The 12,062-nt window shown below is 67.4% G+C and carries 11 protein-coding genes and 2 pseudogenes; 5 read left to right on the top strand and 8 right to left on the bottom strand.

The window, feature by feature from the left end:
• Positions 1-4: 4 nt before the first annotated feature.
• Positions 5-1,261: an MFS transporter gene (locus ASG72_RS17265; RefSeq protein ID WP_056715016.1), complete on the bottom strand. Its 1,257-nt coding sequence runs from the start codon at positions 1,259-1,261 to the stop codon at positions 5-7.
• 126 nt (positions 1,262-1,387) lie between these two features.
• Between ASG72_RS17265 and ASG72_RS17260 the strand changes: the two genes are divergently transcribed.
• Positions 1,388-2,350: a hypothetical protein gene (locus ASG72_RS17260; protein WP_056715013.1), complete on the top strand. Its 963-nt coding sequence runs from the start codon at positions 1,388-1,390 to the stop codon at positions 2,348-2,350.
• On the opposite strand, the gene ASG72_RS17255 is transcribed toward ASG72_RS17260, so the two are convergent.
• The 4 genes from ASG72_RS17255 to ASG72_RS17240 all read right to left on the bottom strand — a co-directional run bounded on the left by ASG72_RS17255 (position 2,338) and on the right by ASG72_RS17240 (position 6,569).
• On the bottom strand, positions 2,338-3,729 hold the full coding sequence (locus ASG72_RS17255) for an FAD-binding oxidoreductase (protein ID WP_082540443.1): 1,392 nt from the start codon (positions 3,727-3,729) through the stop codon (positions 2,338-2,340). The two genes, ASG72_RS17260 and ASG72_RS17255, sit on opposite strands and share 13 nt — an antisense overlap.
• Position 3,730: 1 nt before the next feature.
• Positions 3,731-4,639 (bottom strand): ABC transporter permease, encoded by a 909-nt coding sequence (locus tag ASG72_RS17250; RefSeq protein WP_082540442.1) that lies wholly within the window; start codon positions 4,637-4,639, stop codon positions 3,731-3,733.
• Entirely contained in the window at positions 4,636-5,451 is an 816-nt protein-coding gene (locus ASG72_RS17245) for an ABC transporter ATP-binding protein (RefSeq protein WP_056715012.1), read from the bottom strand. Before ASG72_RS17245 ends, ASG72_RS17250 begins: the two co-directional genes overlap by 4 nt.
• Positions 5,452-5,540: 89 nt before the next feature.
• Positions 5,541-6,569 carry an ABC transporter substrate-binding protein gene (locus tag ASG72_RS17240; RefSeq protein ID WP_056715008.1) on the bottom strand — a complete coding sequence of 343 codons (1,029 nt, stop codon included), beginning with the start codon at positions 6,567-6,569 and terminating at the stop codon, positions 5,541-5,543.
• A 231-nt stretch (positions 6,570-6,800) separates the two neighbouring features.
• Here ASG72_RS17240 and ASG72_RS17235 point away from each other — a divergent pair, with 231 nt between their 5' ends.
• The 4 genes and pseudogenes from ASG72_RS17235 (at position 6,801) to ASG72_RS17225 (ending at position 9,571) form a co-directional block, all read left to right on the top strand.
• On the top strand, positions 6,801-8,192 hold the full coding sequence (locus ASG72_RS17235) for an FAD-binding oxidoreductase (protein WP_056715006.1): 1,392 nt from the start codon (positions 6,801-6,803) through the stop codon (positions 8,190-8,192).
• A 47-nt stretch (positions 8,193-8,239) separates the two neighbouring features.
• A pseudogene (locus ASG72_RS17230) lies at positions 8,240-8,825 on the top strand (creatininase family protein); the annotation flags it as partial.
• Position 8,826: 1 nt separating this feature from the next.
• Positions 8,827-9,020 (top strand): annotated as a pseudogene (locus ASG72_RS21340) (creatininase family protein); the annotation flags it as partial.
• A gap of 269 nt (positions 9,021-9,289) precedes the next feature.
• Positions 9,290-9,571 (top strand): BrnA antitoxin family protein, encoded by a 282-nt coding sequence (locus tag ASG72_RS17225; RefSeq protein ID WP_056715002.1) that lies wholly within the window; start codon positions 9,290-9,292, stop codon positions 9,569-9,571.
• A gap of 153 nt (positions 9,572-9,724) precedes the next feature.
• On the opposite strand, the gene ASG72_RS17220 is transcribed toward ASG72_RS17225, so the two are convergent.
• The 3 genes from ASG72_RS17220 to ASG72_RS17210 form a co-directional block, all read right to left on the bottom strand.
• A complete protein-coding gene (locus ASG72_RS17220) occupies positions 9,725-10,006 on the bottom strand; it encodes a BrnA antitoxin family protein (RefSeq protein WP_056715000.1) in 282 nt (93 codons plus the stop codon).
• The gene (locus ASG72_RS17215; protein ID WP_056714998.1) at positions 9,987-10,274 is read right to left on the bottom strand and encodes a BrnT family toxin; all 288 of its coding nucleotides are present in this window, start codon (positions 10,272-10,274) and stop codon (positions 9,987-9,989) included. Before ASG72_RS17215 ends, ASG72_RS17220 begins: the two co-directional genes overlap by 20 nt.
• Positions 10,275-10,400: 126 nt before the next feature.
• Positions 10,401-11,945 carry a malonyl-CoA synthase gene (locus ASG72_RS17210; RefSeq protein ID WP_056714995.1) on the bottom strand — a complete coding sequence of 515 codons (1,545 nt, stop codon included), beginning with the start codon at positions 11,943-11,945 and terminating at the stop codon, positions 10,401-10,403.
• Positions 11,946-12,062 lie beyond the last annotated feature (117 nt).

Here is a 12,062-nt window from a genome sequence, read left to right as displayed (position 1 = left end):
GGTGCTAAGTGACATCCTTCGCCCGAGCCTGCGCGGTCTCACGACCTGCCCGTGGCGCCTGTCCGATCGGTCCTGATCCACCCCAGCCATCTCTATCGCCGGGCAGGTGGCGCATTGCAAGGGCGACGCAGCAAAGACCTGTGATCGCAAGCGGAATCATCGACAGGAAGACGAGTTCGGCATGGCGCCGGTAGAGGTAGCCGGAGAGGATGGTCATGCCGGCGCTGGCCACGGCACTGACGGCGACGAGGCGGCCCTGCGCCGCCGCGCGGCGGCCCGCCGGCGCGAGCGCCGAGACGGCGGCCATCGCGCCGAGATGCATGGCGCCGAAGCTCAGCCCATGCAGGAGTTGCAGGAGGGCCGTGGCGAGGTACCCGGGATCCAGCGCCATCGCGCCGAAGCGCAGCAGCGCGGCGCAACCGGCCATGGCGATCCAGGCGAGCCCGGGCGCCGCGCCTCTCGCCACGACGCCGCCGCCCCACAGAAACAGCGCGATCTCCGCCGCGACGCCGACGGCCCAGAGCAGGCCGATGGCCGGGTCGCCGAAGCCGCGGCTGCGCCAATGCAGCGAGCCGAAGCCGTACAACGCCGCATGGGTGGCGTTGACGCAAGCCGCCGCCGCCACCGCGTACCAGAAGGCCCGGCAAAAGCGCGGCGCCGCCTCGCCGGCCGCGGCGGAGGGCGGCACCTCGACGGGCGGCGCCGGAGCCGCCAGCGCCGCCAGCGTGGCGAAGGCCGAGCCCAACGACAGGGCGAGCGGCACCACGCCCGGGCCGAAGGCCGCGATCAGCCAGCCGCCGCCGATATTCGCGGCGAGGAAGCTGACCGAGCCCCAGAGGCGGACGCGGCCGTAATTCACCGCCGGATGGATGCGGCTCTGCGCCGTGGTCAGCAGATCGGCCAGCGGCACGACGCCCGACAGCGCCACGGCGTTCAGCGCCATCACCAGCCCGATGACGAGGCCGCTCTCGGCCGGCAGCAGCGCGAGATAGGACAGGCTGACGGTGCCGTTCAGCAGCGCCAGCAGCGTCACCGGCGAGATCAGCCGGTCGCCCAGCCCGGTCAGCCAGGAGGCGGCGGCAATGCGCACCATGATCGGGATGGTGAGGAGATAGCCGATGGCGACCTCGTCCATCCCCCGCGCCGCCAGCCAGATCGGAAAGAACGGCAGGTAGATCCCGACGCCGAGGAAGTTGAGCGCCTGCAACAGCCCGAGCCGGGCCGCAGCGGCGCGCGGCGGGTTCGGCGGCTCAGCCAGCATAGGCAAGTCGTTTCTCGCCGAAGACCATGGGGCGGCAGCACTTCCTTAACGGCTTGTAGAACAGGCTCCAGCCACATCTCGACTGACGGACCCTGATTCGGCCAGTCCAGCACGAACAGGTTGGCCATGAGCGAAGCGCGTTCGCTGACTCCGCTGAGCGAAAAGGACTATGAGGCGATCGCGACCGCCGTCATGGAAACGGCGCGCGGCCGCTGGTTCATGGCGGAATTCGCCAAGCGCAACCGCCAGGCCGATACGGCGCAGGTCCTCTCGGCGATCCAGCGGCTCGAGCGGGTGATGGGCGTGGCGCCGCATCCGCAGCCGACGGAGCGGGACAATGGCGAGGTGGCGGCGCTGATCGCCGATCTGCGCCTCGATCTGGAGCGGATCAGCGGGCGCGACAGCACGGTGTCGTCGGGGCTCGCCGGCCGGATCGAAGCCGCCGCTTCGGCCATCGTCACGGCGACGGAAAGCATTCAGGAAGCGTCCTGGAGCCTGCGCGAAGCCGGCGCGAACGAGGCGCTGTGCGACCAGCTCGACCGGCGCGCCACCGAGATCTACTCCGCCAGCGGGCAGGTCGAGGGTACGGCGCAGCAGATCACCAAGATCTCCGACACGATCGCCATGCTCGACAGCAGCCTGCGGGCGCTCTGCGACAAGGCCGACGACACCCCCGCCCCGGCCGGGCGCTACGCCTCCGCCTTCCTGGGCGACGGCGCGCCGCTCGGCCATTACGACGACATCGAGATCGTCGAGATCGATGCCGGCCCGGTTTCCGTGCTGGCGGAATCGCGCTCGGTCTCCCCCCGCCCCGCCTCGGAGCTGAAGCTGCACTCGCAGTCGCTGGTCAGCGACGACATCGTCTTCGAGGAGATCGACGAGGAGGCGAACGCGCTGCGCGAGGCCGCCCTGTCCGCGACGAGCCGCGACGCCGCGCCGCCGGACGATCATCCGGCTGCTGAAGCGGCCGCCGGGAGCGGGGAAGCCGAGGGGCTCGCCTTGGCGGGCCTCGCCCTCGCCACCTCCGAGCATGCCCTGCGCGAGCTCGACGAGATGGCTGCGGAGCGCAAGCTCGCCTATTTCGCCTGATCGGCGGCGACGAAACTGTCCATCTTGCCCGGGTTCAGCAGCCCGTGCGGATCGACCTCATGCTTGAAGCCGAGCTGATCGGCATCGGCGCGCTTGTGCCGGCTGCCGGCCTCCAGCGAGACGACATGGGGATTGGCGATCATCACGCCCGCTTCCTCATGCTCGGCGATGATCCGGTTCAGCCGCTCCGCATCGGTGAAGCGCAGCACGGGCAGCGCGCTGGCGGTGACGCGCCCGCCGAAGCGGATGAATTCGTGATGCGCCAGAACCTCGTCGGGGAAGCGCGCGATCATCTCCCGGGCGCTCTCGACCAGCCGGTCATGCGGGAAGAGGCATTGGAGATAGGTGACCGAGCGGTCGCTCTTCAGCCATTGCAGCGTGGTGTGGTTCCAGCAATATTCGTAGAGCGGGACGGTTCCCGGGCCTTCCTGTGACGGCGCCTCGTAGGTGACGGTGCCGCGCCCGCCGATCAGCGCCTTGAAGGGCCCGAGCGAGGCCTCGGCGATCATGCAGATCAGGATGCTCTTGCCCTCCGGGCAATGCTGTTTCAGCGCGCCGAAATAGCCCGGGATCGGCCAGGCGATCGGTGTCACCAGCTTCTTGACCACGCCATCGGCCAAGGCGACGTCATAACCCGCCTGGAACGCCTCCATATAATCGTCGAACACCGTGATGACGTCGATCCAGGGCCAGGCCGGCGCGAGCGGCATCTCCAGCGCCGTGATGATGCCGGTGGTGCCATAGGCGCGATTGACCTTCTGGGCGGCGTCGTCGCGCAGCTCCAGGATGCGCGGCTGCTCTTCCACCGTGACGATGCGTGCCGCCAGGATGTTGCCCGGTTCGCGCAGCCCGCCATAGGTCACGGACCCGACGCCGCCCGAGCCGCCGGCGATGAAGCCGCCGAGCGTCGCCGAGCGCTTGGTCGACGGGTGCATGCGCAGCTCGAAGCCGTGCTCGCGCGTCGCCATGTCGAGATCGAGCAGGCGCGTGCCGGCGGCGGCCCGGACCGCGCCGGGCTTCTGCCACTCCACGCCGGCGAGAGCCGTGATGTCGAGCAGCACGCCACCCTCGAGCGGCACCGCCTGGCCGTAATTGCCGGTGCCCGCCGCGCGCACCGTCAGCGGGATGCGGCGCCTGGCGCAGGCGGCGGCGATGCGGACCACCTCCGCCTCGTCCTTCGGCACCGCGATGATATCGGCCGATTTCTCGGCGAGCTCGCGGTTCAGGATCGGCGAATACCAGAAGAAATCCCGCGAGCGCTTGCGCACCACCTGCGGCTCGTCGATCAGCTCGATGCCGGCGACCTCGCTCGTGAAGCCGGCGATGTCGTAGCGCGAGGGCTGCTGTGGCCGCGGCCTGCGCTCGGGGATGGCGCTCATCTCAATTCTCCCGCTTCAGCGCGCTTTCATGCCAGCGCCGCAGCGCCAGATGCGAGATCCAGCTGGTCACCAGGAAGATCGCGATACCGGAGACCGAGATCATGATCAGCGCCGCGAAGACGCGCGGGATCTTGAGCTGGTAGCCGGATTCCAGGATGCGATAGGCCAGGCCGGAGGCGCTGCCGCCGGTGCCGGCGACGAATTCCGCCACCACAGCGCCGATCAGCGCCAGGCCGCCGGAAATCTTCAGCCCGGCCAGGAAATAGGGCAGCGCGGCCGGCAGCTTGAGATAGCGCAGCGTCTGCCAGCGTGTCGCGCCATAGAGCTGGAACAGGTTGATCAGATTGTGATCGGCCGAGTTGAGCCCGAGGATGGTGTTCGACAGGATCGGGAAGAACGCGACGATCCAGGCGCAGATCAGCAGCGACAGGTTGATGTCGCCGGCCCAGATGATGATCAGCGGGGCGATCGCGACGATCGGCGTGACCTGCAGGATCACCGCATAGGGCAGCAGCGACATTTCCAGCCATTTCGACTGGGTGAACAGCACCGCGAGCGTGACGCCGACGATCACCGCCGCGGCCAGCGCCATGAAGGTGATCCGCAACGTGATCCAGAGCGAGCCGGAGAGCGTGCCCCAATCCGCCACCAGCGTCTGGCCGATCAGCAGCGGCCCGGGCAGGACATAGGAGGGAATGCCATTGGCGCGGACGGCGAACTCCCAGAGGCCGAGCGCCAGCATGCCGATGATCAGCGGCGCAAGGATGCGCGGCCAGGTGCTGGCCGGCAGGCCGAGCACCCGCGCCTCGGCGGCGAAGACGGGCAGCGCCTGCGCATCGGTGCCGTCATGCGCGGGGGCGATGCCCAGCGCGACCGGTTCCCCCGCCTGGATGGAGCGAGACGCGCTCATGAGCCGATCGCCTCCTTGAGCTTGCCGGAGACGACGCGGCAGAGATGGGCGTAATCGGCCGAGGTCCGGAACAATTCGTCGCGCGGATAGGGGGCGTCGACGTCGAGATCGGCCATCACACGGCCGGGACGCGCCGCCATCACCACGATGCGCTTCGAGAGATAGACCGATTCGAAGACGGAATGGGTGACGAACACCGCGGTGAAGCGCTCCTTCCACCAGAGCTCGAGCAAATCGTCGTTGAGGCGGTGGCGGGTGATCTCGTCGAGCGCCGCGAAGGGCTCGTCCATCAGCAGGATCTTCGGCCGCAGCACGAGCCCCCGCGCGATCGAGACGCGCATCTTCATGCCGCCGGACAGCTCGCGCGGATAGGATTTTTCAAAACCCTTCAGCCCGACCAGCGCCAGCATCTCGGCGGCCCGCGCCTCCGCCTCGCGCCTGCGCACGCCCTTCAGCGTCAGCGGCATCATCACATTGCCGAGCGCCGTCGCCCAGGGCATCAGCGTCGGGTCCTGGAAGACGAAGCCGAGATCGCGCTCGGGCCTGCCCGCCGCGTCATGGCTGGTGCGAGGCCAGTCGATCGTGCCGGAGGACGGCGAGCCGAGACCGGCGATCATCCGCAGCAAGGTGGATTTGCCGCAGCCGGAGGGGCCGAGCAGGCTGATGAACTGCCCCGAGCCGAGATCGAGATCGACGTCGCGCACGGCCAGCGTGCCGTTGGCGAATTGCTTGGAGACGTGCCTGATCGAGACCAGGGGTTTCTCGACGTCGATATGGGGTCTGGCCGCCGTGCTCAGAGAGGCTGTGTCCAAAGCCTGAAATCCGCTGCTCGTGGAACTCGTCGCAGGCGCCGGCGGTGCGATTTCCGGCGGCGCCTGCCCTGTCGATCGCGGGCGAAGGCTCAGGCCTTGCCGACGCCCTTGTTGATGAATTCGAGGCTGTAGGCCTTCTTGACGTCGATGCCGGCCGGGAAGACGCCGACATCGGTCATCGTCTTGTAGAAGCTGGCCCAGCGCGCATCGGTCATCGCGCCGATGCCGAGGGTGAGCGCGTCGCCGGAGGTGACGATGCCCTTCTCGTTCATCACCTTCAGCGCGTAATTGATCTTCTCCTGATCCATGTCGGGGTTGTCCTTCAGGATCTGGGCGTCGGCGGCGGCATTGCCCGGGCCGGCCTTCATATATTCCGCCCAGCCTTCCAGCGTGGCGGTGACGAAGCGCTGGACGAGGTCCTTCTTCTCGTCGACCATCTTCCGGGAGATGTTGATGGTGGTGTTGTAGTTCTCGAAGCCGGCATCGGCGATCAGGTGCACGACCGGGTTCACGCCCGCCTTCTGGATCGCGAAGGGCTCGGAGGAGAGGAAGCCCTGCTGCGAGATGGTCTTGTCGGCCAGGAACGGCGCCATGTTGAAGGTGTAGGGCCGGATCTGCTCGTCGGCATAGCCGAATTTCGCCTTCAGGAAGGGCCAATAGCTGCTGCGGCCGGCGGCTCCGATCAGGATCGGCTTGCCCTTCAGCGCGGCGAGCGAGTCATTGCCCTGGCCCGGATGCGAGATCAGCACCTGCGGGTCCTTCTGGAAGATCGACGCGATGCAGAGGAAGGGGATGTTCTCCTGCGCGTAGCGGATCGCCTCGAAGGAGTTCGACATGATCATGTCGACGCGCCCGCCGAGCAGGAGCTGGGACGGGTTCTGCTGCGGGCCGCCCGGGCGGATCTCGGCGTCGATGCCGTATTTCTTGTAGATGCCGTTGACCGCCGCGTAATAGAAGCCGCCATGCTCGGCCTGGGCGCGCCAATTGGTCTGGTAACTGACCTTGTCGAGGGTCTGGGCGTTCACCCGCGCGCCGGGGACGGGCACGAGAACCGAGGCGGCCGATCCGCCCAGCAGGCCCAGCGCCGCGCGCCGGCTGATGCGATACTTCATGGTCATGATGGCAACCTCCCTGGAATGCACGGCCGATGGCGGCTTCGGACGCGGGCGAGCAACATGTATGCCATGCCGAAGCCAGGACTGAAAATGCACGATAGCGCGCTTTCGCACAGAGAACGCGCAGATGCTCAATTTCCAGGCAGGCTGAAATCTGAAGGGGCGCATTCCAGACTGGCGCTTCCCTCGCCCGGCCGGCGCGCTAAGGTGGAGCGCCTCTGATCCAGGACCCGCATGACCCACCCTGCCCTCGCGGCGCTGCGCGCCGAGCTCGCCGACCTGACCCTCTATGACGATGCGCCGTCTTTGCGCATGCATAGCCGCGACTTCTTCTGGTTCTCGCCGGTGCTGAAGCCGGATCTCGAAGGGAAGCAGGCGGAGCTGGTGGTTCTGCCGCGCGACAAGGCGGAGCTGCGGCGCGTCGCTTCGGCCTGCGCCCGGCATCGCGTCCCGGTGACGGTGCGCGGCGGCGGCACAGGCAATTACGGCCAGGCCGTGCCGCTGGAGGGCGGCGTCGTGCTGAACATGACGCGGCTGAACCGCATTGTCTCGACCCGCCTGGGCGCCGGGCGTTTCGAGGCCGGCGCCAATATGCTCGACATCGACAAGGCCGTGGCACCGCTGGGCCAGGAGCTGCGCATGCACCCCTCGACGCGGGCGCAGGCGACGATCGGCGGCTTCGTCGCCGGCGGCGCCGCCGGTGCGGGCTCCTGCACCTGGGGGCAGATCGACAATTTGGGCGCGGTGATCGCGGTGGAGGTGATGACCGTGGAGCCGGAGCCGCGGCTGATCGAATTGCGCGGCCCAGACATCCTCAAGGTGATGCATGCCTATGGCGTCAACGGCATCATCACCGAGGTCGAGGTGCCGCTCGCGCCGGCGCATGACTGGGCTGAGCGGATCGCGATCTTCGACACTCTGCAGAAGGCTGCGGAATTCGGCCAGGCCTTCACCGAATGCGACGGCATCGCCAAGAAGCTGGTCAGCATCCACGATCCGCGGATCGCGCCCTATCTGCGCCGGCTCGCGCCCTGGCTCGGCGAGAACAAGGCCTTCGCGATCCTGATGGTGTCGGAGCCGCAGGGCGACGAGCTGGATCGGCTCGTCGCACAGATGGGCGGCACCGTCACCTTCGCACGCGGCGCGGCGGAGGCGCGCGCCGCGGCCTTCGGCGAACATCGCGAGAAGGGCGCGCCGGGGCCGCTCTACGAATACACCTGGAACCACACCACGCTGCACGCGCTCAAGGTCGATCCGAGCATCACCTATCTGCAGCTGCGGTTCCCGCCGCTGCGCAATCTCGAATTGCTGGCCTGGGCGGAGCGGCATTTCCACGAGGATGTGCTGTTCCACATCGAGTTCCAGCGCCGGCAGGGCAAGGTCTATCATTCCAGCCTGCCGCTGGTGCGCTTCACGACGGCCGAGCGCCTGCACGAGATCATGGCGCAGGCCGATGCCGCCGGGATCCAGGTCTCGAATCCGCATAGCTGGGTGCTGAACAATGCCGGCTGGAAGCAGATCGACGCGCCGCAGCCGGAGTTCAAGCGGCTGGCGGACCCGCTCGGGCTGATGAACCCGGGCAAGCTGCTGGGCTGGGAAGCCAGCCTGGACGCGGCCGCGGAATAGGCTCGACCCGAGCTCACCGACAGATCGAGAGACGAGGACAGGATTCCATGACGGCGCGCTTCTGGGGCGATCTCAAGACCACCGATTTCGAAGGGCTTGTGGCGGATAGGACGGTGGCGGTGCTGCCGCTCGCCGCGACCGAGCAGCACGGCCCGCATCTGCCCGTCGCCGTCGATACCGTGATCATGAACGCCATGCTGGCGGAGGCGATGGCGCATGTCCCGGCGGAGCTCGACGTGCTGGTGCTGCCGACGCTGGCGATCTGCAAGTCGAACGAGCATCTGCATTCGCCGGGGACGCTGACCCTGGGCTGGGAGACGGCGACGCGGGGCTGGATCGAGATCGGCGAAAGCGTCAGGCGCGCCGGCCTGCGCAAGCTGGTCATCGTCACCTCCCATGGCGGCAATATCGACCCGATGAAGGTGGTCGCGCGCGAATTGCGCGTCAGCCACGGCATGATGGCGGTGACCACCTCCTGGCGCAGCTTCGGCCTGCCCGACGGCGTCTATGACGAGCTCGACGCCAATCACGGCATCCATGCCGGCGATATCGAGACGTCGCTGATGCTGCATTTCCGCCCCGACCTCGTCGCCATGGACAAGGCGGGCCGTTTCGAGCCGGTAACGGTCGCGANGGCTGCGGCCGACCGGGCTGCACGCCATGGCCTGGATGGCGCAGGACGTCCACGCCTCCGGCGCCGCCGGCGATGCCAGCCTCGCCACGGCAGCCAAGGGCAAGGCCACGGCCGAGCTGCAGGCAAGGCGCTTCGTCGAATTGCTCGCGGATGTGGCGAAATTCCCGCTGGCGAGCCTTCACGTGGCGGAGTGACTGGCCAAGGCTCATTTATGTTGTTACATTAAATAGCCATGCTGATCGAGTTCGATCCTGCGAAACGTCGATGCGACGCTCGCGGAACGCGGATTGGACTTCGCCGACGCAGTCGAGGTTTTCGCCGGCCGGCATCGTCCGTCGTCGATGATCGTATCGCCTATGGCAATGTGCGCTGGATTACGATCGGCACGATCGGCAGGAGGCTGGTCGTCTTGGTCTGGACGCAGCGGGGGCAGGCCAGACGCATCATCAGTTGAGGAAAGCCAATGACCGCGAGAGAGCGATCTATCTCCCCCTCCTCCTTGGAGATCGATGACGCGCCCGATCTGTCGCTGCCTGGCTGGCGGGACAAATTCGCAGCCGCCGACCTCAGGCAAGGTGACCGGGTTCTCAAGCGAGGCAGGCCGGTCGTCGACCGCCCGAAGATCTCGACGACGATCCGCCTCTCGGCCGATGTCGTCGAGCATTTCAGGGCGGGCGGAAAGGGCTGGCAGAGCCGGATCGACGAGGCGCTGAGCGACTGGATCGCCGGCCAGGCCAAACGCTAGGTCGCTGGACCTCAGGGCCCCGCCTTCNNNNGGCTGCGGCCGACCGGGCTGCACGCCATGGCCTGGATGGCGCAGGACGTCCACGCCTCCGGCGATGCCGGCCGCTGGCGAGCCTGCACGTGGCGCAGTGACTGGCCGCCGGCGGCGCGCCGCTCAGCCAGCCTTCCTCTGCGCTTCCATGAAGCGCCGCAGGACCGCGTTCATTCGTGTCTGATACCCCCGGCCGCTGGCCTTGAACCAGGCGACGACATCGGCATCGAATTTCGCGTTGACCGGGGTTTTGCGCGGCGGCAGCGCCACGCTCGTGCGCGCCCATTCCTCGCTCGAAACAGCGGGATTATCCGCATCCGTGGCTGCGATCGCCTCGATCTCGGCTTCGGGGGTGGCGCGCAGTTTCGCCCAATCCGTGCGCGCTTCAGCGTTTGGCTTCGGCATAGATCTCCCTCTCCTTCCTGTTCGCGATGCGCGCCGAGATCAGATGGTACCGACCGGCACGCGGCGTGAACGTAATGTTCAGGACAACTCCGAACTCGCGAGCGAGCATGTTGAAGCGCTGCTCGCCATAATCCCGCCTGTCATCCAGCCGGACGATCGCCTGGCTGTCGCAGAAAAACGCCTCCAGATCCGCAAAATCGATCCCGCGGGACCGAAAGACGATTTCGCGCTTCTCGTCATGCCATGAACAGGTGGCGTTCTGTCCCATCGGCCAAATCTACATCATGATGTAGATAACGGCAATGCATCCGCCACGGGGACGGCTTCGGCCAGACACTGCGGCGCGCTGGCAATGGCCGACCGCCGGCCAGCCCAAGCGCTAGCTCGCCGAACCTCAGGCCCCCGCCTTCTGCCGGGCGTAGACATCCTTGTAGGTCTCGCGCAGCAGGTTCTTCTGCACCTTGCCCATCGTGTTGCGCGGCAGGTCGTCGACGATGAAGACCTGCTTGGGCAGCTTGAACTTGGCCAGCCGCTGCTCGAGCGTCTGCGCGATCGTCGCCGCGGTGATGCTGGCGCCGGGCTTCACCACCACGACGGCGGTGACGCCCTCGCCGAAATCGGGATGGGGGCAGCCGATGACCGCGCTCTCGATCACGCCCGGCATCTCGTCGATCTCGGTCTCGACCTCCTTGGGATAGACATTGTAGCCGCCGGTGATGATCAGGTCCTTGCCGCGGCCGACGATGTGGACATAGCCCGCCGCATCGATCTTGCCGAGATCGCCGGTGATGAAGAAGCCGTCGGGACGGAACTCGGCGGCCGTCTTCTCCGGATTGCGCCAATAGCCCTTGAAGACGTTGGGGCCCTTCACCTCGATCATGCCGATCTCGTCGGCCCCGAGCGGATGACCGGTCTCGGGGTCGGTGACCCGGGCGCTGACGCCGGGCAGCGGGAAGCCCACCGTGCCGGCGACGCGCTCGCCCTCATAGGGGTTGGAGGTGTTCATATTGGTCTCGGTCATGCCGTAGCGCTCGAGAATGGCGTGGCCGGTGCGCTCGCGCCATTCGCGATGCGTCTCGGCCAGAAGCGGCGCCGAGCCGGAGACGAAGAGGCGCATATGGGCGGTGGCCTCCCGGGTCAGCCTCTGATCCTGCAGCAGGCGGACATAGAAGGTGGGCACGCCCATCATGCAGCTCGCCCGCGGCAGATGCTTCATCACCTGGTCGGGATCGAATTTCGGCAGCAGGATCATCGACGCGCCGGAGAACAGCACGACATTGGTGGCGACGAAGAGGCCATGGGTGTGGAAGATCGGCAAGGCGTGCAGTAGCACGTCCTGCCGGGTGAACCGCCAGTAATCGACCAGAGCGAGCGCGTTCGAGGATAAATTGTCATGGCTCAGCATGGCGCCCTTCGAACGCCCGGTGGTGCCGGAGGTGTAGAGGATCGCCGCGAGATCATCGGCCCCGCGCGCCACGTCGACGAACTCCGTCGGCGCCGCCAGCGCCTTGTCCGACAGGCTGCCGGCCGAGATCTCGGGCGAGCGCCAGACGCCGAGGGTCTCGAGCCTGGCGCCGGCTTTGTCGGCGAAGGGGCGCATCGCCTCGGCCCTGGCGGGGTCGCAGACGAAGACCGCCGGCTCGGCATCCCCGAGGAAATACTCGATCTCGGCCGGGGTGTAGGCGGTGTTGAGCGGCAGGAAGATCGCGCCGGCGCGGACGGCGCCGAGATACAGCATCAGCGCCTCGATGCTCTTCTCGACCTGGACCGCGACCCGGTCGCCCGGCTTCACGCCGAGCGCCACCAGGGCGTTGGCGAAGCGGCCGGAGACATCGACCATATCGGCGTAGGAATAGCGGCGACCATCATCCATCACGGCGAAGGGCGCGTCCGCAGCCGGCATGCGGGCGCGGATGAGGTCGAACAGATGGTTGCCCATGATGGCTTTCCCTTCAGGCGCTGGTCGTGCGGTCTCGAATTTCGTCCGACGGACGCTCCCGCAGGCGCTGGAGCAGCCCTCGAGACGCAGCCTGAAGGCTGCTCCTCAGGACGAGAG

It is taken from the genome of Allobosea sp. Leaf344 (assembly GCF_001426225.1).
Classification (GTDB): domain Bacteria; phylum Pseudomonadota; class Alphaproteobacteria; order Rhizobiales; family Beijerinckiaceae; genus Allobosea.
The sequence above is the reverse complement of the archived record's forward strand: the minus strand, read 5'-3'. Positions and strand labels throughout refer to the sequence as shown.